The sequence below is a fragment of the Virgibacillus sp. GM2-2 genome (assembly GCF_055329585.1).
Genome location: NZ_JBUZWC010000006.1, coordinates 159,787 through 184,716, shown reverse-complemented (window position 1 = coordinate 184,716; position 24,930 = coordinate 159,787). Strand labels below are relative to the sequence as shown.

The 24,930-nt window shown below is 37.7% G+C and carries 19 protein-coding genes and 1 riboswitch; of the genes, 2 read left to right on the top strand and 17 right to left on the bottom strand.

The window, feature by feature from the left end:
• Nucleotides 1-282: 282 nt before the first annotated feature.
• The 14 genes from ACY9Z2_RS09820 to ACY9Z2_RS09755 all read right to left on the bottom strand — a co-directional run bounded on the left by ACY9Z2_RS09820 (nucleotide 283) and on the right by ACY9Z2_RS09755 (nucleotide 16,915).
• Entirely contained in the window at nucleotides 283-1,269 is a 987-nt protein-coding gene (locus ACY9Z2_RS09820) for a zinc-binding dehydrogenase (RefSeq protein WP_463609457.1), read from the bottom strand.
• Between the two features lie 60 nt (nucleotides 1,270-1,329).
• The gene (locus ACY9Z2_RS09815) at nucleotides 1,330-2,256 is read right to left on the bottom strand and encodes an ArsA family ATPase (protein WP_463609456.1); all 927 of its coding nucleotides are present in this window, start codon (nucleotides 2,254-2,256) and stop codon (nucleotides 1,330-1,332) included.
• 24 nt (nucleotides 2,257-2,280) lie between these two features.
• On the bottom strand, nucleotides 2,281-2,538 hold the full coding sequence (locus ACY9Z2_RS09810; RefSeq protein ID WP_463609455.1) for a cory-CC-star protein: 258 nt from the start codon (nucleotides 2,536-2,538) through the stop codon (nucleotides 2,281-2,283).
• A gap of 312 nt (nucleotides 2,539-2,850) precedes the next feature.
• Complete coding sequence (locus ACY9Z2_RS09805; RefSeq protein WP_463609454.1) at nucleotides 2,851-4,584, bottom strand: carbon starvation CstA family protein; 1,734 nt, start codon at nucleotides 4,582-4,584, stop codon at nucleotides 2,851-2,853.
• Between the two features lie 133 nt (nucleotides 4,585-4,717).
• Nucleotides 4,718-5,185 (bottom strand): helical membrane plugin domain-containing protein, encoded by a 468-nt coding sequence (locus ACY9Z2_RS09800; protein ID WP_463609453.1) that lies wholly within the window; start codon nucleotides 5,183-5,185, stop codon nucleotides 4,718-4,720.
• On the bottom strand, nucleotides 5,178-8,144 hold the full coding sequence (fdhF, locus tag ACY9Z2_RS09795) for a formate dehydrogenase subunit alpha (protein WP_463609452.1): 2,967 nt from the start codon (nucleotides 8,142-8,144) through the stop codon (nucleotides 5,178-5,180). The genes ACY9Z2_RS09800 and fdhF overlap by 8 nt, the downstream gene beginning before the upstream one ends.
• Before the next feature lie 5 nt (nucleotides 8,145-8,149).
• The gene (gene fdhD, locus ACY9Z2_RS09790; protein ID WP_463609451.1) at nucleotides 8,150-8,953 is read right to left on the bottom strand and encodes a formate dehydrogenase accessory sulfurtransferase FdhD; all 804 of its coding nucleotides are present in this window, start codon (nucleotides 8,951-8,953) and stop codon (nucleotides 8,150-8,152) included.
• 145 nt (nucleotides 8,954-9,098) lie between these two features.
• Entirely contained in the window at nucleotides 9,099-10,478 is a 1,380-nt protein-coding gene (locus tag ACY9Z2_RS09785; protein ID WP_463609450.1) for a Glu/Leu/Phe/Val family dehydrogenase, read from the bottom strand.
• Nucleotides 10,479-10,559: 81 nt separating this feature from the next.
• Nucleotides 10,560-11,981 carry a hypothetical protein gene (locus ACY9Z2_RS09780; RefSeq protein ID WP_463609449.1) on the bottom strand — a complete coding sequence of 474 codons (1,422 nt, stop codon included), beginning with the start codon at nucleotides 11,979-11,981 and terminating at the stop codon, nucleotides 10,560-10,562.
• A 496-nt stretch (nucleotides 11,982-12,477) separates the two neighbouring features.
• On the bottom strand, nucleotides 12,478-12,615 hold the full coding sequence (locus ACY9Z2_RS09775) for a hypothetical protein (protein WP_463609448.1): 138 nt from the start codon (nucleotides 12,613-12,615) through the stop codon (nucleotides 12,478-12,480).
• A gap of 69 nt (nucleotides 12,616-12,684) precedes the next feature.
• Nucleotides 12,685-13,257 carry an energy-coupled thiamine transporter ThiT gene (gene thiT / locus ACY9Z2_RS09770; RefSeq protein ID WP_463609447.1) on the bottom strand — a complete coding sequence of 191 codons (573 nt, stop codon included), beginning with the start codon at nucleotides 13,255-13,257 and terminating at the stop codon, nucleotides 12,685-12,687.
• 91 nt (nucleotides 13,258-13,348) lie between these two features.
• A riboswitch (TPP riboswitch) is annotated at nucleotides 13,349-13,453 on the bottom strand.
• A 257-nt stretch (nucleotides 13,454-13,710) separates the two neighbouring features.
• The gene (locus ACY9Z2_RS09765) at nucleotides 13,711-15,492 is read right to left on the bottom strand and encodes a M3 family oligoendopeptidase (RefSeq protein WP_463609446.1); all 1,782 of its coding nucleotides are present in this window, start codon (nucleotides 15,490-15,492) and stop codon (nucleotides 13,711-13,713) included.
• A gap of 60 nt (nucleotides 15,493-15,552) precedes the next feature.
• Nucleotides 15,553-16,383, bottom strand: coding sequence for an N-acetylmuramoyl-L-alanine amidase family protein (locus tag ACY9Z2_RS09760; protein ID WP_463609445.1), 831 nt, complete (start codon nucleotides 16,381-16,383; stop codon nucleotides 15,553-15,555).
• Nucleotides 16,384-16,459: 76 nt separating this feature from the next.
• Complete coding sequence (locus ACY9Z2_RS09755) at nucleotides 16,460-16,915, bottom strand: DUF6884 domain-containing protein (RefSeq protein ID WP_463609444.1); 456 nt, start codon at nucleotides 16,913-16,915, stop codon at nucleotides 16,460-16,462.
• 207 nt (nucleotides 16,916-17,122) lie between these two features.
• Between ACY9Z2_RS09755 and ACY9Z2_RS09750 the strand changes: the two genes are divergently transcribed.
• Both ACY9Z2_RS09750 and ACY9Z2_RS09745 read left to right on the top strand, forming a co-directional pair.
• Nucleotides 17,123-17,656: a YceI family protein gene (locus tag ACY9Z2_RS09750; RefSeq protein WP_463609443.1), complete on the top strand. Its 534-nt coding sequence runs from the start codon at nucleotides 17,123-17,125 to the stop codon at nucleotides 17,654-17,656.
• Nucleotides 17,657-17,854: 198 nt separating this feature from the next.
• The gene (locus ACY9Z2_RS09745) at nucleotides 17,855-19,801 is read left to right on the top strand and encodes an aconitate hydratase (RefSeq protein ID WP_463609442.1); all 1,947 of its coding nucleotides are present in this window, start codon (nucleotides 17,855-17,857) and stop codon (nucleotides 19,799-19,801) included.
• Nucleotides 19,802-20,009: 208 nt separating this feature from the next.
• On the opposite strand, the gene ACY9Z2_RS09740 is transcribed toward ACY9Z2_RS09745, so the two are convergent.
• From ACY9Z2_RS09740 to ACY9Z2_RS09730, 3 genes are all read right to left on the bottom strand, one after another.
• Complete coding sequence (locus tag ACY9Z2_RS09740; RefSeq protein WP_463609441.1) at nucleotides 20,010-22,034, bottom strand: iron ABC transporter permease; 2,025 nt, start codon at nucleotides 22,032-22,034, stop codon at nucleotides 20,010-20,012.
• Between the two features lies 1 nt (nucleotide 22,035).
• Nucleotides 22,036-23,028, bottom strand: coding sequence for an ABC transporter substrate-binding protein (locus tag ACY9Z2_RS09735; RefSeq protein WP_463609440.1), 993 nt, complete (start codon nucleotides 23,026-23,028; stop codon nucleotides 22,036-22,038).
• A gap of 488 nt (nucleotides 23,029-23,516) precedes the next feature.
• A complete protein-coding gene (locus tag ACY9Z2_RS09730; RefSeq protein ID WP_463609439.1) occupies nucleotides 23,517-24,758 on the bottom strand; it encodes an NAD(P)/FAD-dependent oxidoreductase in 1,242 nt (413 codons plus the stop codon).
• Nucleotides 24,759-24,930: the final 172 nt, after the last annotated feature.

Here is a 24,930-nt window from a genome sequence, read left to right as displayed (position 1 = left end):
TATTTGCCCAAAATTAGGGTTAATGGGCTTGTTCGCGGACACAGGATACCTTATTTAGTACAAATGGCCTGATTTCAACCTGTTTTTACCTAAATAAGGTACCCTGAGTCCGCTTAAGCCATAAAACATACCCGAAAAGTAAAAATAAGAGCTTCTGTGTCCTCTACCGAGCAGTGTGGGGGCCCCATGTTTAGTTCGCAGTTCAATTTTTTATGACAAAAGCCGTGTACATGAAAAAATAACGGGTACTTAGTTATTTTCGTAACTAAGTACCCCTCTTTATCATTCTCCACTGATTTTAATTGCAACGTTGCCGAATTGCTTTCCTTCTTTTAAATAGTAAAATGCTTCTTTTGCATGATTTAATTCAAACGTTGAGTCAACTATTGGGTGAATACTATGTTCTTCTACAAATGCAAGCATATCTACCAACTCTTCTCTACTACCCATTGTTGTACCTAAAAGACTGTACTGTCCGTAAAAGAATGCGCGTAAATTAAGATCAATTGTATCGTCTGTTGTAGCACCGAAAACTACGATTCGCCCGCCTTTCTTTAACACATCTAGTGAACGATTAAATGTAGCGCGACCTACACTTTCAATCACAAGGTCAACTGTTTCATCATTAAGTTCCTCTTTCCAATCACTAGCTGTATCAAGAACAATATCAGCACCTAGTTCACTCGCCTTATTTCGTTTTTCTTCACTTCTTGACGTAACGATTACTTTAGCGCCAGCATGTTTAGCAAACTGAATTAAATATGTTGCTACACCACTTCCAGCACCTGGGATGAATACTGTATCTCCAGCTTTTATTTCCCCTTTTGTAAATAAAGCTCTGTATCCGGTTAATGCGGACAACGCAAGAACTCCCGCCTCATCCCATGATAAATGTGCAGGCTTTTTCTCAACCTGATCAGCTGATAGAACAATTTTTTCGGCAAAAGTTCCGTGATCAGGCATTCCTAATATATCAAAATCTTCTGGAGGTGCATCACTTTGTTCAGCCCAACGTAAAGATGGATTAATGATAACCTCATCTCCGACTGCAACAGTTGTTACACCTTCCCCAATTGCTTCTACTACTCCTGCACCATCCGAACCTAGCACAAGAACATCTTCGTCCTTACCTCTACGATTTGGAATTCCTACATCACGTCTATTTAAACCTGCCGAACGAATACTAACGACTACCTCTCCTAAATTCACTTGTGGATCATCAATATGTTTAATTTCTAAATTACCATGGTCATGCACAAATGCTTTCACCATACTCACCCTTTCTATAAACTATCCCTTATTAAGAACCTTAATTGTATTTATACTCTATCAGTGAAAATATTCACCGAATTGTTTTAATTGTTGTTCATTCGTTATATCATGCGTAAATAGTGGTACATAAACTCGCTCCTGATCCGGAAAAGTCTCTTCAATCATTGAAACATATTGTTGCTCGTGCTCTTTTCTTCTACCTAAAAATTCACCATCTGGTTGTTCTGGAAGCAATTTATTTACTACCAATGTTTTTACATGCAAATGATAATTGTTCAATAATTCGAGTGCTTTTTGTGTTTCCAAAATGGGTAATCGTTCTGGATTTAATACAAATATAAAACTTGTTAATAATGGATTTAACAAAATCTCTCTTGCCTTTCGAAAACGTTCCTGGCGTTCTTTTAACACCTCATAAATCGGATCTTCTATCGGCTCTCCATCATTTAACAACTGTGTATAATTTTCATTTGTTTTCTGCCTCTTCTGAAGCATTCCTTCAATCCAAATTCCCATTAATTCTGGAAGTGACAATAACCGAATTGTATGTCCAGTTGGAGCAGTATCAAAAATAATCGTATCATAGTGCTCCTTTTCTTCCAAAATGATTGATATCAACCGATCAAATAATGCCGCTTCATCGGCCCCTGGGGAAGCTTTAGCAGTATCAAGTTGACGGTGTACCTCCTCAATCATACCTGAGTGTACAATCCCATTAATGTTTTCTTTAACTCCTTTTATATACGTAGCTGTTTCCATATCTGGATCGATTTCTAAAGCATCCAAACATTTTGCTACGTGCTTAATCTTCCCACCAATTTCTTTACTAAATATGTCTCCAAGGTTATGTGCTGGATCGGTGGATACGAGTAGAGTTTTAGAGCCCTTTTCGGCTGACCGCCATGCTATCGCAGCAGCTGTTGTCGACTTACCTACACCGCCTTTTCCACCAACAAATATAATTTTATTCTTGGTATCTTCCAATTAGTACACCTTCTTTGTTCTGATTTAGCAGCAGCGAATTCCTGACATTGGCGATTTCTCCATCCCCATACGTAAATGCCAATCGTGAAATTGTTCAATCATATATGGATAAAGCTCAAGTGTGTAATAGTAAACCGGATTAGGGATACCAATCATCTCTGAATAAAGTAGTAATAAGAATATATCATCTTGATCACGAAGTTCCCGGGCGATTTCAGTTCGATGTGGCATTTCTAGTACTTCCTCATAAAAGTCAATTAGTTTTTTTAATTGATCAAACATCTAGTCACCTCACGTATATAAGATAGCAGGAAAAGAGACCACCCAAAAAGAGGCCACTGAAAAAGTGTGGATTTTAAAATTTTTACCTTCCACCTTTACTTAGCATCTTGAATATACGGAGACTCCTGCGGGAAGTGAGAGATCGACGAGACCCCGCAGGACGGTAGTCCGAGGAGACTCGGCACTCGCCCGCGGAAAGCGCAGTATATTCAAAGATGCGATGATAGATTCACATATTTTATACTATATTTAACTTTTTCAGTTGCCTCCCCGAAAATGATCCCTTTTTTCTATTAATTCACAAACGGTTATCTATTTAATCGAATTTGAATCGTTCATATTCTTTGTCAGGGTTGTGAATGCGGTCAGGATAATCCATACAGCAAATACGAATATGACTGCACCGAAGACAAATAATAGTGTATTTGAGCTAGTTCCGAACCATGACCATTCAAAAACGACTTGCTGGAACATGGCAATCAATGTCATAAATAGGACGAATATCATTGGAATTAACGTAATCATATAATTCCTACCTTGCCGTTTTAACCAGATAGAAATTAATAATAAACTGATCCCTGCAAGTAATTGATTCGATGTTCCAAATAATGGCCATAGTAAGTAACCGCCAGAACCGAATCCTTTTGGTCCTTGTGGAAGTAACACTAACGCTGCACTAGAAACAACTGCAATTGACGTTGCAACATGAGTTTTGGATAAAGTAGGCATTTTGTATTCGACACCGAGTTCTGCAATAATGTAGCGCATTAATCGTACTGACGTATCCAAAGATGTTGCGGCAAAACTGATAATGATAATCGATACAATGGTTGTTGCGATATCAGGAGGAATCATTAAGCCAGTTGCTAATTGACTGGCACCTTCAACAAAAACGCCAAGTCCTGCTCCACTTGATGCTGCGAAACTGCTATACGTCTCCATAAATTGTTCCTTGTTTGGGAAGAATGTCACAACCGCAATAATAGATATTAAAGCCAATACACCTTCACCGACTGCACCAAAATAACCTACCAACCGTGCATCAGTTTCTTTATTTAATTGTTTAGACGACGTTCCTGAAGAAACTAACCCATGAAAACCAGAGATCGCTCCACACGCGATTGTAATAAATAGTAATGGGAACCAGGAAATATCAGCATTACCATTGGTTACTGGTGCAGTAACTTCTGGATTTGTAAACAATAATCCAAGATACAATATTGCTAATCCTACAACCAATTGGTGTGAATTAATAAAGTCGCGTGGTTGTAATAACTTCCAAACTGGTAAGGTTGAAGCGATGTACACATAAATCATTAAAATAATTATCCAAATAAAGAAAGCGGAGGATACTGCACCGAGCCCGAATAAGCCTTCCCCACCTTCTCCGCCAAAGTATTGCACTAAATCAATTTGGAGAAACTCAACCCTACTCGCTATAACTGCAGTAACGTACATGACAGCAAGTGCTATTAGTGATGGTATTAACATTTTTCGTTTACCTTTGTAAACTGCAAATCCAATCCAAATAGCTAATGGTATTTGAATGAAAATCGGAACAACGCTCGCCGGATAAGATACAAATAAATTAGCAATAACCCAAGCAAACACTGCGTTTACCATCAACACAAGAATAAGAATAATAAATAAAAACAATATCTTTGCACGTTGACCAATCAAGCGATGTGCAAGTGTTCCTACTGATTGACCTTTATTGCGTACGGATAATACTAACGTACCAAAATCATGCACCCCAGCTGCAAAAACAGTTCCAAGAATTACCCATAGGAATGCAGGTAACCAACCCCAATAAACTGCAATAGCAGGTCCAACAATTGGTGCTGCACCAGCAACAGATGAGAAGTGATGTCCCCATAAAACAAACTTATTCGTAGGGACATAATCTACCCCGTCTTTGTAGCGGTGGGCAGGCGTTACATAGTTTGGATCTAAACGGAATATCTTCTCGGCAACAAACTTTGAATAGTAGCGATAACCCAAAGCAAAAACAACAATACCAATGAGTGCAACGACAATACCATTCATGTTTTACAACCTCCCTAGTCATAATAGAAATCGATTCTATTAAAATCTATGTGAAAGCGATACCGATTAGTACAAGGTTTTTATTTCATAGAATAAGACTGATCTATAATTGTACATAGATCAGTCTTTCATTTCATTCTTTTCCCATACCACGTAAAAAATGCAACAGCATTGTTACACTCCTATTAATTTCAGGATCCTTCAAAGCCTTCATTAAATCCATGATGGACGTTTTTTCGGAATCATGAAACGAACGTGAATTCTCCATGCCCTGATTTAATTTGCCAGTAAAATATTTTAATTCATCAACGTTAAGCTCCCCTAAATATAAAAGAAGTTTGCTTATATTTTCAATTGAAGCAGCGTATTGCGGTTTGTTTAATTCGCCCATTACATTTTCTAAAGCAGTTTCCTTTTGCTTCACAAGGGCATGTGTCATATCTAGCATTCCGTTTTCATTCAACGTGCCGAGAAAATCAATACCTTTCAGAATAGCATCTTTATGTTTGCTCACTGCTCTTGTGATTTCATCCAAATCGTTTTGGCGAGCAACTTCTTCTGAAACTTCCATTCGCTTTATTTTTGATATCGGTTCAGCCATCCTGTTTCACCTTTCCTCCCGGGAAAATATAGTCAGAACGCTCCCATTTCTTATCGACCTGAACACCGAGTTGTGGCTGTCGGTTACCTCTACGATGATTGTTAGATGGAATTGGACTTTTTCCTTTTTTCTTTAATACTTTCATTTTTACAGCAATTTCTTTATATGCAGGCGTATTCGAATCCTTATCCACACGATTATCGGTTAAATAGTTTATTGCTGATTTTCCATTATCATTGAGCGGTAAAAATAATTCCTTACCAGATACTCTGTCAGTAATGTGAACGATGCCTGTTGCTGAGCCAGCATGAGAAATTAATTTCACTTCTGCCCCCTCTTCTATTCCACGTTCCTTTGCAAGTTCTGGTGAAACCTCTATAAAGGCACTAGGTGTTTTACGTGTAATACCTTTTGATTTATAAGTCATATTCCCTTCATGAAAATGCTCTAGCAATCTACCATTATTTACATGTAAATCATATTCATCATTCGTGTCGTAATCTAAGTTAAAATCTAGTGGGAATAACTTTGCCTTTTTGTCTTCGAATGGAAATCCATCAGTATAAAGTAATGGCGTATCCGTTCCATCTGCTGCCACTGGCCATTGTAGGCTATTATAATTAGTTAATAAATCATAGCTTACCCCAGCAAATAATGGCGTTAATGCGGCAGCTTCGTCCATGATTTCTGATGGATGTGTATATCCCCAGTCGTAGTTTAATTCCTTAGCTATATCCATTAGTATTTTCCAATCAGGTCTTGAGTCTCCAACTGGATCAAGTGCTTTATACAGACGCTGTATTCGTCGTTCTGTATTCGTAAATGTTCCATCCTTTTCAAGACTTGGAGCTGCAGGCAATACTACGTCAGCGTATTCACATGTTTTTGTTAAAAATAAATCCTGAACAATAAAGAAATCAAGCTTCTTAAATGCATCGGTAACATAATTAATATTTGAATCTACAATACCCGTGTCTTCACCTATTACATAAAGACTCCGAAGTTTGTCCTCGTGAATCGCATGAATCATCTCATGATTATCCATTCCAGGTTCGCTAGGAATGTCAACACCCCAAGCATCCTCATAACGTTTTCTAGCATCATTATCTGTTACTTTTTCATATCCTGGAAGAAAGTTTGGCATACTTCCAAAGTCACTACAGCCTTGTACATTATTATGGCCACGTAATGGGTATGCTCCAGTTCCATTTCGCATGTAATTACCTGTAATTAACAATAGATTTGAAATCGCTGTACTTGTATCACTACCTAATTGATGCTGTGTTACTCCCATTGCCCAACAGATTGCTAGTTTATTAACACTTACAACCTCTTTAGCAATTTCTTTCAGCATTTCTTGTGTTAGTCCTGTCGTTCTTTCTGCATATTCTAACGTAAACTTTTCAAGACTTTCTTTATATTTCTCATAATCATTTACCCACTTATCGATGAATGTGCGATCTTCCCAGCCTTGATCAATAATATATTTTGTAACTGCAGAAAGCCAAACAAGGTCAGTACCACTTTTCGGTTGGAAAAATCGATCGGCACGTTCAGCCATTTCATGCTTTCGGAGATCAAATACAAATAGTTTTTGACCAAAAAGTTTATGTGAGCGTTTAATGCGTGAAGCCAAAACTGGATGTGATTCAGCAGTATTGGATCCAATTGTAATTACCATTTCCGCTTCAGCGATATCATCGATAGATCCTGAATCTCCACCATGTCCTACTGTACGGAACAATCCTTTTGTTGCTGGGGATTGACAGTAACGAGAACAATTATCGATATTGTTCGTTCCAATTACCTGACGTGCTAGTTTTTGCATTAAATAAGATTCTTCATTAGTAGCCTTTGATGATGAAATAAATCCTAAAGCATCGGACCCGTGTTGCTCCTTAATATCTGTAAATCGTTTTGCAATGTAAGAAATTGCTTCATCCCATTCTACTTCCTCAAATTGATCATCTCGACGAATTAACGGCTTCGTTAACCTTTCCTCTGAATTCACATAATCCCAGCCAAATTTACCTTTTACACATGTAGAAATTCCATTCGCAGGTGAATCTTGTTGCGGTTCTACTTTTAAAATTTTGCGGTCCTTCGTCCATACGTCAAACGTACAACCAACACCACAATATGTACAAACGGTTTTTGTTTTTTCAATTCGTTCTTCACGCATGGAAGCCTCTGTGTCTGACACTGCAAAAAGAGGTCCATATCCTGGTTCTGCTTTTTTCGTAAGATCAATCATAGAGCGTAACAATCCTGGCTTATGATCTGTAATATAACCCGCTTCCCCGACCATATTTTTTTCCATGATCGCGTTACATGGACAAACTGTTGCACATTGTCCACAGCTAACACATGATGATTGATCAATTGGTACATCATTATCCCAAATGACTCGTGGCTGTTCACGATTCCAGTCAATAAGCAACGTTTCGTTTACCTCTACATCTTGGCAAACCTCGACACAACGACCGCAAAGAATACATTGATCAGGATCATATCGATAAAATGATCCAGAATTGTCTACCTCGTATTCCTTTGGTTTGAATGGTCTTGATTGATGTTCCAAACCAAATTCCGCAACGGTATTATGAATTTCGCATGATCCGTTATTATAATCGCAGACTGTACAATACAATTCATGATTTTCTAGAATCCTATCGAGTGCTTCTTTCTGTGCCGATTGAACGTAATCGATATTCGTATTCACATTCATGCTTCTTTCAATCGTAGTTCCGCATGCACGCTGTACTTCTCCATTTATTTCGACCACACATGTATCACATGTTTGGATTGGTCCAAGTGACTCGTTATAGCAGATCTGTGGTACAGACTCGTTTGTAGTATTAATTAAATCGAGTAAATTTTGCCCTGATTGTGCTAAGTATTCGGTTCCGTTCAACGTCACAATAATATGTTCTTGATCTTGCACAAAAATACCTCCCATTCTTTTTAATGCGTTTCTACTCTATGGTTTTCCTGAATTCTACTTTCGTGTGTATACACATTTAATCTGTCAGTCCTAATAAAGCCGACTGCTGTAATTTGCAAATCTCTTGCTAATTTTAATGCAAGATCTGTAGGAGCAGATTTAGCTAACAATATCCCGGCACCAATTTTAGAAATTTTTATTACTACCTCGGACGAAATTCTCCCTGAAAACAAAATGCAGTAACTCATTACTGACAACTTGTTCAGTAATAGATAGCCATACAGTTTGTCCAACGCGTTGTGTCTACCGATATCGATAAAGGTTGCTTTAATCTGTTGATTAGATGCTAGTCCAGCCTGATGTACCCCTCCAGTTTTACTGAATACTTCAGCCTTTTCATCGAATTGATGCATTAATTTATATATGTTTTCTGTACTTAGTTTCATCGACGTAGTGATCGTCTTTGCTATTTTTACATCCTGTTTCAAATAAAACTCGCGGCTTTTTCCACAGCATGATCCAATCCATCGCTCTGTTCGTTCTGTAAACTCAACCGGGTATGCTAATTCCACATATGCAAATCCTTTATATTCATCAATCGTAAGCGATTGAATATCTGCATACCTTCGGATTACACCTTCAGACGCTAAAAAGCCGACTACCAATTCGTTTAATGTAGTTGGAGTACACACGATGGTAGCATATTGTTCACCATTAATCGTAATGGTTAATGCAAACTCTCGGGCAACTAATTCCTCGGTTTTCGTACGTAATTGGGTACGATACTTCGATGTCATCCAACTCGTAACACTATGATTCGTCACTAAACCTCCCCCTTCTTTAAAGATGATTAGTATAACTCTGTACCCAATTGATCTACTAATTTAAACAATCATTTATTAACTGAATTTTTAATCATTATATCATAGAAATAAAGCACTTCCATGAGAAAGAAGTGCTTATATATCATTAATATAACTTTCCTTGACGATATAGAACGGTCGAAAGTTTGGCTACCGCATGAATATAACAATTTTGTCGTAAGGGATGTGGATCCCCAAAGAACTGCGGAAGAATGGTATCGAACGTGTCCTTCATTTTCCCAAACTGTTTTGTGTTTACTTCGTCTTCCGTATAAAATTGGGTTTCTCTACCTTGAATCCATTCAAAATAAGAAACAATTACACCACCAGCGTTTGCTAAAATATCAGGAACAACTATCACACCTTTTTCACTTAGTATCTTATCTGCTTCAGCAGTTATTGGTGAATTAGCGCCTTCCACAATAATACGTGCTTTTACATTCTGTACATTTTTGTCATGTACCTGGTCCTCAAGTGCTGCTAAAAATAACACATCAACATCTAGACTTAGTACATCATCTCGATCCATTACTCTTGCTTTGATTTCAGCATCTTTCAATTCCTCATCATTAACTGGCAAATCTCCGTTATTTTGCTCTGTAACTTTAATTAGTGCCGGTATATCAAGTCCGTCTGAGTTATAAAGCGTAACATTCCGATCACTAACTGCAACAATCTTATTGTTTAAATCGTTACATCTATAAGCTTCCATTGCCGCAACAGATCCAACATTACCAAATCCTTGAACTGCAATGGTTAAATCTTTTCCATTATAATCCAACGCAGTTTTAGCAAATATATTGTCTCGTTCCTCCAACCATTTTTTCTGTGAATTGACAAAATCGTGGAGCATATATTTGAACGTGTAGTAGACACCTTTACCGGTAGCTTCCCGTCTACCAAGAGAACCACCATTTACAACGCTTTTACCAGTAAAACTACCACGATATCTACTTCCAGGTCGAATGCTCTTATATTCTCCCATCATCCAGTCCATTTCCCGTTCACCAGTACCAACATCTGGAGCTGGAATGTCCTTATCTGGTCCTAGTATTTCACTAAAATATTGAACATATTTTTTACATATTAAATTTAACTCTTTTACTTCGAACTCACGTGGATTAATGACAACTCCGCCTTTACCACCACCAAAAGGCACTTGATGGAGTGCATTTTTTAATGTCATTAATGATGCTAGATTAATCACTTCTTCTTCTTTTACGGACTCATGAAATCGTATCCCACCTTTGTACGGTCCTAAAATGTTATTATGCTGTACGCGAAAAGCTGGTATTCTTACTACTTTATCGTTTTCTAAAGCAATTCGTAAAAATGATTTGTTTACGTGGTTGGGGGTTGAAAGTATTGATACTAACGAGGTAAAAGCCTTCTCTCGTATCCCGTCCTTTAAATCTGGTAAAAATGATTCATCATCGTACAGTGCATTCAAAGATTCCTGTACAATCGAACTAGTTTGTTTAGACATAAATAGGATAACCTCCAGTAGAATATTTTTTACTTCCTCTACTAATGGTTACCCTAATTATTACGAATATATTCTACTAATTTAGAGCAAAAAGACTGCAATTAAAGTGGAAATTAATAAACCGCTTATAACTGGTATGAAATTTTTTCGTACTAATTCCATCACGGAGACACCACAGAAACCAGCAATCGCAATCATGGATGACCACGCCACAAGGGTTCCACCACCCGTCCAAATAGCTCCCATCTGACCGATAGCAGCAAGCGTTGCAGTATCAATTGAGCCGTTTTGTAATGAAGCAGCCAGAGCACCAGTTAATGGTAAGCCTGAGAACCCTGATCCATCAAGACCAGTAATGATACCAATGATTAATACACTGAACCCAGCAAATATTGCACTCTGTGGTAAAAATTCTTGTATTGCCTGCACAATGTCAAAGAGGAAAGCAGGCGGATTTTCATCAATACCTAATATCCTTCCAGCGAAATCAGAGCTTCCTAGAAAGAAAAAACCTGCAATCGGAATTACTGGCCCCATTGCTTTAAAGGCGAAAATAAATCCTTCAGTAATGTGGTTGCTAATATAATCAAGTGAATGTTGCTTTCCGAAAGCGACCGTTGCAAGGAGTAGTAAGATAACCGCAACACCACCGATAAATGCAGCACCACCCCCACCTTCAAAACCAGTCATTCGGCCAGAACCTAGTTTCGTAAAGATCATATATATAACCACAGCTAACAACGATAATGGAACCAAAATAGCGAATACTTTACTCCAAGTTGTTAGATGTTCACCATGTGCCTTATTCGTTGATTGTGATTGTGTTTGTAGTCCAGCCAAATCTGCTTCAATTAGTGGACTGTCTTTTTTACGAATTGATTTACGATACAATAAATAAGCGATTAGAATTGCTACTCCACCCGTAATCAACGACAGTATTAATGCTGTATCCGCAACCGCAGCAGTACTAATTCCAGCTGACTTAGCGGATAGGCTCGGCGCCACTTGAACAATGTAATCGGACGATAACGCCATTCCCTGACCAGCTAATGCAATAGCCACTGCAGCCGTAATTGCCGGCAGGCCTGCACGAACAGCGGCTGGCACGAGTAATGCACAAATTAGTGGTACAGCTGGAGTCGGCCAGAAAAATAATGATATGACGTACGTTACGCCAATGAGAACAAAAAAGGATACGTGCCCATTCACCATCATTTTTTGAATGGGTTTGATCATTCGCCGATCTGCACCAAGGTCTTTCAATGCATGCAGTAACGCCATCATGAATGTAATGATAAGGAAAATGCTAAACAGCTCTTGTGCTGCAACTAAGTTTGCATTAAATATTGCAGTGAAGCCATCAACTAGACTACCCTTAAACACCCATGCAATAACGAACGTTCCTAGTAATGTAGGAAGTACGACACCTTTTTTGAAAATCATTGTTCCTATGATTACAAGTGTAAAAAATCCATATAACCAATGTGAAACAGTTAATTCCATCCCTTTTCTCCCTTTCTCACATCCTTATTTATGAATGTGCTATAGCCTATGCATGTTTCAAGTTTGGGGTGAAAAGAATTAGAGGGTGTTTTTCAAGAACTCCTGTGCTTAGAATAATAATGTCTTGTAAACGCTTAGTAGCGGACAGAGAATGCCTTATTTTCCTTTTTTGGCGTGATTTTAAGGATTAACGGACACAGGATATCTTATTATAGTAAAAAAGCATGCGTTTCACCTGTTTTAACCTAAATAACGTATCCTGAGTCCGATAACTGCCGCAGTTACCCTTATTTTTCATAAATAAGGCACCGTGTGTCCGATAACTTGCAAGCCAATGAAAATGGTTCTTCATCACCGGAATCCAAAAAACGGAATCTTTTGCAGTCACTACCAAATTAAATTTTCACTATTTCGCAACTTAAATCAACTACGAAAATTTAAAATCGACAATGTTTAAGGAAATTGCCAATAAAAAACAGCCCAATTTGAGGACTGTCTACTCATTCTCACTATCTAACTTTTCCGTACAATCGTTACATAAAAGTTTGCCATCAACTTGTTCTCCATCAAAAAATCCGTTCTCACAATATACTTTGGTTCCACATGCCTGACATCCTCCGATAAGTTCACGCAACTAAATCACCTCTTATTAAAAAGTATACGACAAAAAAGCAGCCTTGATAAGTATCAAGACTGCTTCGTATTATGCTGCATTTAATAATGTTCTTGGCTGTTTGTGGAAAAGAAAGAATACTACGACAGTACAGATGATAAATGACGGGAGTAAATAAGACAAATTGTATAGTAACGAATAGATCCAAACAGATTGTCCTTCAGGTGCATAACTAGCAAAGAAAACAATCCCAGCTATATAGTGAGCGATAAAACGTAATGTTGTCCCCAAGAATACTCCTAGCATAATATAAGTTAAATACTCCTTCGTCCGTTCTTCCTTTACAGCCTGTTGAATTTTACTAGCAAAGATCCCAGCGAAACCTAAAACAGTGAACGCCGCCAAATAATCTAAGAAACCCTGAATTGGATGAGCGATAATAGCACCTGTAGCTATTTGCCATACTCCCCACAAGAATCCAGACAACAATCCACCTTTAATCCCCCATCTAAATGCCACAATAAATACAGGAATCATCGCAAGTGATATGGACCCACCTTGTGCCCAGATTTTAAACGATAAAAATGGAATGAGATCTAATACTAATGCCAATGCTGTAAAAATCGATACCTCAATCAAAAATAAAATTTTCTTTGATCGCAAAACAATTACCTCCCCTAGTTTTTTGCAACAAAAAAAGCAATGCCTAGGGGAAGTTTCCGATGGGAATAATCCTCGCACATTGCTTTTTAACCATCAAAAAAGTCACGATCCCTACGCTAGTATTAACTAACAGGTTCAAAGGGTCTGAACAAATGCTTGTTCACTCTCAGCCAAATGGCTCCCCCTGCAGGCTTTTTATAGAGGACGTTCAAAAATTCCGGTAAAAGTGACACATCGAATTTCTTCGTTGGCTTGCTTTTCCGTTCCTTGGAAAAGAAAAACGCTTTTCCTGCGTGCTAGATCGTTTCCTCACGTATTAATAGCATACGTTCCGGTACTCAAAGCTACGCCTCCTCGAACTTCTCGGTCATTTTTATCCTCCTTTTTGAACACGTCCTTATATTGCTTTTTTCATTGAATCTATTATAACGGATATTTACGTTATAAACAAGATTAGGAGATAGCTAAAAATTCTTCTACATCTTTAGCACATAATTTCATTGCATTCTCCCAAAATTCGGGTTGAGTTAAATCAATATTTAGATGTTTTGCCGCCAAATCCTCGACATTCATTTGGCCAGTGTCACGCAATAGTGCAATGTAATCTTCTTCAAAGTTACCATCCGTCTCTAGTGCATGGGCATATAAACCAAGACTAAATAAATAGCCAAATGTATAAGGAAAGTTATAAAACGGAACACCAGTAATATGAAAATGTAGCTTGGAAGCCCAGAAGTTTTCATCATACTCTTCTAATGCATCGCAATATGCATCCTTCTGTGCATCAACCATCAGTTGATTTAAGCGATCAACGGAAACTAATCCATGTTTTCTTTCTTCATAAAAACTAGTTTCAAATATAAACCTTGCGTGAATATTCATAAAGAATGCTACTCCGCGTTGCACCTTATCCTCAAGTAATGCCAATTTTTCCTTGTTCGTTTTTGCATGTTTTACCGATGCATCCGCAACGATCATCTCAGCGAATGTTGATGCTGTTTCTGCAACGTTCATTGCATAACCTTGATTTAATCCATGTATATCATTCATCACATGCTGATGATAGGCGTGACCAAGTTCGTGCGCCAACGTCGCTACGTTAGAAGATGTCCCAGAATAAGTCATAAAAATTCGTGTTTGTTTACTATCTGGAAAACTTGTACAGAACCCGCCCGGTCGTTTACCAGGTCGGTCTTCTGCTTCAATCCAATTTTTATCAAATGCCAACTGAGCAAAATCAGCCATTTTAGGACTGAAGCCACGAAAATTGTCAACGATAAAATCGGCACCTTCCGAAAATGAATAGGTTTTAACTGAATCAGAGATAGGAGCGCCTATATCATACATACTTAACTTTTCAAGTCCTAGTAATTCTGCTTTCCTTTTTAAGTATTTGACAAATGGTTGTTTATTAGTTGAAATTGCATTCCACATTGCATCCAGTGTTTCTTTTTTCATTCGATTAATAGCAAGCGGTTCTTTCAAGACATCTGACCAATTACGATGCTTATATTTCTGTAACCGAAATCCAGCTAAATGATTAAGTGTTTGACCGAATAAATTTGCATTTTCCTTCCATGCATTATCAATTTGTTCGGATACATGTTGTCGAACAGTTCGATTTGGATCACTCAATTTATTAGAAGCTTGCCCAATTGAATAGGTTTTACGTTCACCATCTGTCTCAATCTCAACATTCATATTTCCGACTAAAGCATCGTACATTTGACTCCATCCATGATAGCCGTCAACTGCTAAATCGTTCATCAATACTTCTTGCTCAACAGATAATTGTTCCGTTGCTTTTTCTCTATATTCATTTAACACAAATGACACAGTGTTAAGTGTTGAATCTGTTAAAAGTTCATTCCAAACTGCATCGTCTATTTGAACCAGCTTTTGATCAAACTTAGTCATTATTGCGTCTGTCTCCGCTTTTAATTCACTTCGTTTCCCTACAAGCATACTTGCCTTTGTATCGTTGACATCTTGTGCGCTCAAACAACTGATATACGCGAAGGCCTCACGTAATTTTTTTCTAGTACCTTCTAATAACTCTACAATTGAAATCAGCTTTTTCGCATTTGTGTTAATTGGATCAAATGTTTCCACTTCTTTTGCGAGCATTTGTAAAGAAACAGAAATTTGACCCAGGTATGTATTGAATTGTTCTGAGTCACTTCCCCCTGTAAAGATAGTATCTAAATCCCAGGTTGGTTGATACGTATTTTGCATCCAATCTCTCCTTAGTTTTCATCCCTATTACACTTTCATTATACCGATGATTTCGAATATTTACATCATTTTTCTTAAAATTGCTCCTATTTTTGTGTGTGCATAAATATTAACCAATCCAAAATCACGTGTTTCAATCGTATAAACATGTGGATATGGATTTCCTAGAATCGTATAGTGCAATCCGTTAAATTTTGCTGGATTTAGATAACCTACTTCGTTACCTATAACAGGCTTTTTATTCAGTGGGTAAATGCGCCACTTATTTACTGTAGCTGGTAAAGATAATTGGAATTCTTCGCTCCTTATTACCGTTTTATTGTTTACGCTTGATTCTACATGATCATTCTCAATGAATTGACAAAATCCCTTTACAACAGCTTCTGCATATATTTTCCAAGACGATTGCAATTGTTGAATGTCGTCACCTTTTGAATCGGCAAAACCGTATTCAATAATAGCTGTTGCAACGCTGCCAGTGTTTCGATTCATAAAATAATAATCCTGTGCCGGATCTGTGGATAAGACTCTCGTATATACACTTCTGATATTTTGTCCAGCAGCTTTCAGTTTCACTGCAATTGCTTCTGACATTTCTTTTCCACCATAAATGGAATGAATGATTTCTGCACCGTCCCCACCACCTGCGTTTATGTGGTTTGAATGACAGTACTTTGCACCGCTATTCCGGACAATCGATGATCTAACGTTAGGCGTAAGTGTTACATCTGTTTTTCTTGTCAGTGAAACGGGTATACCTAATTCCTTATATCGATTGTATTGATACAAGGATATGGCTAACGCTAAATCTTTTTCCCTCCAAAGACTATTAGTTCCACCACCCGGATCTTTACCACCATGACCAGGATCAATGATTAACAAAGGCTTCATTCTTTTTCCTCCTTTAAGTTGTTCTACCCTCATAATCGATAAATTTACTTAAAAGGTGGCAAAGAATTATATAGTTTTAATGAAGTGAAATATTTTGTTCAACCGCATGTTTCAACGCCTGTTGCATATAACCCATACCTTTATAACTTTTTAGTGGAAAATGTTTGGGTATTTGTTGTCCAAAGCTTGCCTCAATTATCTTTTCATATTTCTTCCCGGTCAGTAGTATAAGTTCATCGTACTGATCTAGTTTTTTAGATTCAATTTGATATTGCAATTGGGCAAGTGAGATAATCTCATCATTTTTTTTACTGAATGTCACATCGTAATTTCGATCGACTATATCATTTGGTATTAGAAACCCGTGTTTAGCAGAGAGTACAACCCATTGATCGGTAAATTGATTTGCATAGTTACGACATAACCTGTGGAATGTACCGATATAGGTATTCCTTACTTCTGTAGCCCCTCGTGTCGGCTCTTTATCCCAAATCTTTTTTCTACCGCATGGGATGATGCATAATTGACTCATTCTAGCACCTCGAGATTTAATATTTTGTTTATCGTATCATATACCTCCCTATTTCCTCTTATTTTTGCTTAGTTTAGATAGAAATGTAACAGGGTATTCTATCCATACAAAAATGATAAATAATTACTTGACAACATTTTGTAATAATTATATACTTAGTATCGAAAAGTAACTAACATACTATTTATAACATGGAGGAGATTATTAATGACTAAAGCAAAATGGAATGTTGATGCAGCACACAGTTCTTTAGAGTTTGTCGTTAAACATATGATGATTTCAAAAGCAAAAGGTGTTTTTAATGATTTTGAAGCAGTAATAGAAGCAGATCCAGAAAACTTAGAGGATGCAACAGTTGAATTTACTGTTGACATTAACAGTATTGATACACGTAAGAAAGATCGTGATGATCATTTACGCTCTGCAGATTTTTTCGACGCAGAAAATCATCCAAAAATGACATTTATAGCTACTGATATTAAAAAGAAATCTGACAGCAATTATGATGTAACTGGAGACCTAACAATTCGTGGCACAAAAAAAACTGTCACTTTCGATGTTGAGTTTGAAGGTGCAGGAAAAGATCCATGGGGTCAGGAAGTTGCAGGATTCAGTGGTACAACTAAGATTAGCCGAAAAGAATTTGGCCTTACTTGGAACGCAGCACTAGAAACTGGTGGCGTCATGGTCGGTGACGAAGTAAAAATTAACGTTGAAATCGAAGCAATTAAACAAGCATAACAAACAAAAGGTACCTGACACTAAAGAATAAAGTGTCAGGTACCTTTTCTATTTTCACGGTAGTTTGAATATACTATTTTTGAGGAAAGATAAAAATAGGAAGCAAATATCCATAATTTAGCACAAGAACGCATGATTTTTACGAATGGTGAAAAGCTATCATGATGGTATTTATATTTTTAAAAAGGAGGTAACATTGTGCCGTTAAATGTCGCGCAAAAGTTAATAAAAGATCATCTTGTTTCAGGAACAATTGAAAAAGGAAAAGAGATAGGTCTTAAAATTGACCAAACTTTAACACAGGATGCAACAGGAACGATGGTAATGTTAGAACTTGAAGCAATGGGTTTAGATTATGCCAAAACAGAGGCATCTGCACAGTATGTAGACCATAATTTAATTCAAGTAGACAGTAAAAATCCAGATGATCACTTGTTTTTAGAAAGTGCAACTCGGCGATTTGGGCTATATTATAGTCGCCCAGGAAACGGAGTTAGTCATCCAATCCACATGCAGCGTTTAGCAATACCTGGTAAAACATTGCTTGGATCAGATAGCCATACATGTGCCAATGGTTGCATGGGAATGCTCGCAATGGGAGCAGGTGGTATTGATGTAGCAATGGCTATTACGGGTGAACCGATTTACATCAAAATGCCTGAAATTATGGGCGTTGAACTTACTGGTGAACTTCCAGACTGGGTAAGTGCCAAAGATGTTATTTTTGAAATGCTTCGCCGCTACGATGTTAAAGGTGGCGTTGGAAAAATAATAGAGTATTATGGCCCTGGCCTTGATAACTTATCTGCAATGGATCGCCATGTAATTGCAAATATGGGAGCTGAACTTGGTGCAACAGCAACTGTTTTTCCATCTGATAAAGAGGTTAAACGATTTTTAAAGAGTCAAGATCGCGAAGATGATTGGATCGAACTAAAAGCTGATAAAGGAGCAACTTATGATTTGACAGATACGATTAACCTTTCTGAGTTAGAACCATTGGTTGCTAAACCCTCTAGCCCAGGTAATGTTGTACCGGCAAGTGAATTAAAAGGTACTCCAATTTATCAATCCTATATTGGATCCTCCGCTAACCCTGGTTACAGAGATTTTGCAATAGCAGCTGAAATCGTAAAAGACCAACGAATTGCTGATGGACTATCTTTTGACATAAACCCAACTTCTAGGCAAATGCTCACAAACCTTGTAAAAGAAATGCATATCGCAAGTTTGTTACAAGCTGGTGCACGTTTACACCAAGCAGGTTGTAATGGCTGTATTGGCATGGGGCAAGCACCGGCTACAGGACGAAACAGCTTGCGAACAACACCACGAAACTTCCCTGGCCGTTCGGGTACGAAGGAAGATAGTGTATTTCTATGTAGTCCAGAAACGGCAGCAGCATCAGCATTAACTGGTGAAATTACTGATCCACGAACGTTAGATATGAAATATCCTAAGGTTAAAGATCCAAAAGATCCTACTATTGATGATGGTCTATTAGATAAGCCGTTATCTTACGATGATGCTCAAAAAGTTACATTAGAAAAAGGACCGAATATTGTATCTATACCGGAAATGGACGCCCTACCAAATGAGTTGAAAGTACCTATCTTATTAAGTGTAGGAGATAACATCTCTACAGATGAAATCTTAGCGGGAGGCGCACGTGTGCTACCGTACCGAAGCAATCTACCTGAGATTAGTAAGTTCACCTTCGAAGCAATTGATCCAACATATTATGACCGCGGAATGGAAAGTAAAGATAAAGGTGGCCATGCAATTGTTGGGGGATATAACTATGGCCAAGGATCAAGCCGTGAACACGCAGCACTCGCTCCAAGATACTTAGGACTTCGTGTAGTAATCGTTAAAGATTATGCTCGAATCCACTGGCAAAACCTTGTTAATTTCGGTGTTCTTCCATTGGTTTTCTCGAACGAAGAGGATTACAATAAACTGACCCAAGGAGATATACTTGAATTTACTAATTTACACGAAAATGTTAAAAAGGCTCACGATTTCTCTGTTTCAATAAAAGGAAAGGAAGGAAAAATCAGTGTCAGCCATTCATTGTCAGAACGACAAGTTAACATCGTACTTCAAGGTGGTCTCATCAATTGGATACGCCAGAAACAAGCATAAGAGAGAAAGAGGTTAGTACGTAACTATTCCTATCAATTAACATGACGAACCATGATCTAAACTAGCTCCGGAAATATACGTAGACTCCTGCGGGAGGAATGGCATCGGTGAGACCCCGGAGTGCGAAAGCACGAGGAGGCTCACCTGCCACCCGCGGAAAGCGAAGTATATTTCCGGAGCGGTTTTTTTAGAAGTGAATTACCTATAATTATGATCTTTTTTTCATTAACCATAAAAAATATGGAGCTCCAATGATTGCGACTACTATCCCCGCAGGTATTTCGTTAGGTGCCAGGAGTGTACGACTAAGTAAATCGGCTAGTAATAATAATAATCCACCTATTAATATCGTTACTGGCAATAATCGTTGATTCGAAGGGCCAATTAATAGCCGTGCCACATGTGGGGCAATCAACCCGATAAAACCAATTGCTCCAACCGCGGCCACACTAAAGGCTGCTAGTAAAGTGGCAAGAAACGCCAATTGGAACCTAGACGACATTACCTTCATTCCCAGACCCTTTGCTGTGTCATCTCCAAGTGATAATGTATCTAAAGCTTTAATTTTTAAAGCTAGTAAAGGAAAAATAATAATGATTGGCCAAACCAAATAATACAGAAATTCAGTCCATCCTTTTGCATAAGTAGTTCCTGATAGCCAAGTAAGTGCAGCTGCCACTGCTAAATCTGACTGTACTACTAAAATTTGAATGATAGCTGATCCGAATGCTGAAATTCCAATTCCAAGTAAGGCCAAAATAGTTGGTTGAAATTTTGCACGGATTGCAAGTAGCATAACCACCATAAAGAATACAAATGATCCAATCATCGCACCAATTGGGATCCAGATTGCCGAGACACCAAAAACAAACATCGTTGATAGTGCACCAACGCCCGCACCCGAGGTTATTCCGATTACAGAAGGATCGGCCAATGGATTTCGCAAAACTCCTTGGAATATTAATCCACTTACAGCAAGTATCATCCCACTAGTAAGCGCCACAATTGCCCGAGGCAATCGCAAATCTAAAATTAAGTTTTTCATAAATTCATTCGTATCACCGAAAAATGCTTGATACGCAAGAATTGGTTCAAATCCATAGTTTCCTGAAGCTAGACTTACAATTCCAACTACAACAATTAGTCCAACTAATATAGGAACAGCAACCTTTAGTGATATACCTGCTGTAACTTTACCAGCTATAACAGAGGTATTCTCTTCGCCATACTGAGATTTTTTCATTCTCAACACTAACCAAATTAACCATGGTGAACCAATCAAGGCTGTAATCGCACCCACTGGTAGTTCTGAAAACGAGGGATCAATTATTCTCGCTAGTATATCGGCAAGTAATAATACAATTCCACCCCAAATAAAGGACGCAATTATAAGCGGTATATGCTTTTTATAACCAATCAATTTTATTATATGTGGTGCAACTAACCCAACAAACCCGATTGGTCCAACTACACTTACCGTAACAGATGTTAATAATACTGCTGCTACGATTGAAATGAATTTTACTACCTGAACATTTTGCCCCAGTGCGATTGCTATATCATCACCAAGTGTTAATGTATCGAGTTTTAGAGACATCCCTACTAACACGACAAAACCAACTGCGACAAATGGATACGAAAACTGAACACCACTCCAATCATTTTGAATAAGTGTCCCAGAACCCCAAAGAAATATTCCAGCGGTTTCATTCTCATAAAATATTTGTAGTACACTTGTTAGTGATGAAAACAAAAACGTTACAATCATACCTGCTAAAACCATTCGAACAGGTGTCGCTCTATTTCCACCTGAAAGAAGGAATACAATCATAAACGTGCTAATTCCACCAATAAAGGCAACAATAATTCCGTTACCATACAACGCCGCAGGTAAAAATACGGTACTTGCGACCACGGCAAAATAAGTTCCAGAATGAATACCCAACGTGCTAGCAGAAGATAGTGGGTTTTTTGTTACTGTTTGTAAAACAACACCTGCAACAGCTAATGCGCCACCTGCTATAATTCCCATCATCGCTCGTGGTAATCGAAGAATTCTTACAGTATGATGTTCCAATGTGTTTTCAGGTTGAAAAATTGCATCAATAACTGTAGATACAGGAATGGATACATTACCTTGATTAATATGTATGAATGTTAATATGAACAAAAGTGCGGTTCCTCCTCCAAAGGTAAGAACCGCTAGTATTGTTTTGTTAAGTGAATTGCTCATATTACTTCTCTTCTATCATTGCATCGACTAACTGCTCAGTTAAAACGTGTGCTGATAAAACACCACCAAATGTCCACGTATCACCTGGCAACTGATGCGTATTTCCATTCTTCACAAAGCTAAGGTTTTCCCATACTGGATTACCTTTTAATTGATTTTCAAAGATATTATCCTCTTCTTGAACGATATATAAGAATTGAAGATTTTCCTTTTGGAAATTTTGTAACGCTTCAACAGTTACTTCACTATACCCATACGGTTCAAGCTTATCCGTTTGATAGGCATTTTCAAATCCAAGACGAGTCATAATTTGTGACACAATCGAATTGTCGGTAAATAAGCGTAAGGTAGGTGTATTTTGAATTGTGAATGCTTGTGTTGCAATATACTTTGATCCTTTTAGACCAGCTTCTTCCACTCGCTTCTTTTGTTCTTCAATAAATTCTTTTAAATCAGTTAGTGCGAGTTCAGCCTTTTCCGATTTATCTACAATATGTGCGAGCTTTTCAAACTCTTCAACCATATTTTTATATTGATTCTCCGTTGCTTCCTCAGAGTAAGGTGCAAACGTTACTACTGGAGCGATGTCCTTTAAGCTGTCTAAAATATCTTCATGTCTGAATTTCACAGCAATAATTAAATCTGGATTTAACCTTGAGATTGCTTCAAGATTTGGCTCTTGTCTTGTTCCTACATCTTTTACACTCTTCGAAAACTTTTTATCAACATTTACCCATTTCTTGTAGCCATCCAAATCGGCTACCCCTACTGGTTCCATGCCAAGCGCTAACAAATTTTCTGCATATGACCATTCAAGTACAACAATATTTTTCGGGGTACCTTTTATGGTCTGTTCCCCCATAGCATCTTCTATCGTAATTTCCCGATCAGTTGTATTTTTATCTTTTGTTTCCATTTCCTCTTCCTTTGGTTCATTACACGCAGCAAGAAACGATAACAAAATTATACAACCAAATATCAGCATTTTTTTCATCGATGGTCCTCCTCATATTTCTTTATGTATGGTTCCGTTTTAATTGATAAAGATTCTCATTATCGTTTAAAATACTATCTTAATACACTGAAAATGTCAACCTAATTTTTCTTTTCATTATGTACGATGCGGACACTTTCCTCCATTCAAATTTTTTAATTCATCACTCGTCGAAATAAAAAAATCCTCTCAGGTAATAACCCAAGAGGATTTTAAAAAATATAGATATTAACGGAAATCACGGCTGTTTTCCATTGTACGACTTACTACCACATATCCCACTAGGGAAGCAATCGTAACGAGTACATAGCAAAGTACATTTTTCATATCAATTTTCCCTCCTCTATTTAGGGGTAGTTCAAATAGTTAGGTAAAACGGCTCTTCAACTATCATCGTTAGCTCGCTCTTTTGTTACTTAAAGCTACGTTACGTCGAATTTTTCAGCCCTTTCACCCTACTTTTGAACTCGTACTTTCATTTCATTTAATTAAAACGGACGAAACTTACCTTTTTTGAGGACTAATTTAGGTCCACCAAGCAAGAATAGGTATCGATTATCCACTACCTTTTTCATAGCTGCGGCAGATTTACCATATAGTTTTGTACCTGAAAATACAGTTCCCATCGCATCAGAATTTCCTAGTGACGCAACTGTTCCCTTATCATCAAACACAAAAGGTACAAGCACTTCGTTGTGAAGTAGTGCTTTAATATTCGTTGCACATGTATCTGCATGCTGCATTGCTGCTTGAGCTGTAGGTGGGAATGGGCGTCCTTCCTTTTCATTCATTACCCATGCACAGTCACCAAGAATGAAAATGTTTTCTTCACCTGGAGCTCGTAGATCAGCGTTAACGGTTACTTTTCCTTTTGTAATTTCAAAGCCTGATTTACTTAGAACTGAGTTACCAGTTACACCACCGGTCCATACAATTGTGCCAGCTTTGATTTCTTCACCTTCATTTACAACAAAGCCATCTTTCTTACATTCTTCAATTTTTGCACCAATTCTAAATTCAACGCCACGGTCTTCAAGCGATTTTTTAGCATACGCTACAAGTTCTTCGTTAAATCCTGGAAGTATCGTCGGTGAAGCTTCTACATTAATAATCCGTGGAACACTTGGATCAATATCATATTTCTTGCAAAGCTTTGGTACTTGTTCGGCTAGTTCCCCAACAAATTCAATTCCTGTGAATCCGCCACCACCGACAAGTATAGTTAAATCTTCTTTTTTCGCTTTTGGATCAAGATTATATTTTGCAAATTTGTATTCAATATGTTCACTAATTAAACGGCTTGTTTCGATATCTGTAATAGAGAAAGCATGCTTCTCCATTCCTTTAATTCCAAATGTATTGGATTCGAATCCAAGTGATACTACTAAATAATCATAAGAAATTTCACTATTTTCCAAGATGACACGATTCTCGTTCTTTTTCACTTCAACTACTGAATCATAAATTAAACGAACGCGATTTGGACTAAACACATCGCTAATCATCATGCGAGCTTGGTTTTGATTTCTTGTACCTGCTGCAATTTCATGTAACCATGTTGTCTGATAGTGGTAATTGTGTTTGTTGACAAGCACAATCTCAGCTTCTTCTGCTCCCAACTTTTGAGTCAAGCGTTTAGTTGTCATCATTCCAGCATAGCCTGCTCCCAGAACAACGATTCTTGGTTTGTTCGTATTCACGTAACATCCACCTTTCTTTTTGATTACCATTAAATTGAGATTTAAGGTATTTACTTCATCTTGACGGCTTATGTAATAGTCGTACAATACGTATATACAGTTAAATACCAATTCTATCATAGCAAACTTTTTGTGAATAGGCTAACAATCATACGAAAAATTTTGCTTATACGTCGCAAATAGGTTATTTTTGAAATTAGAA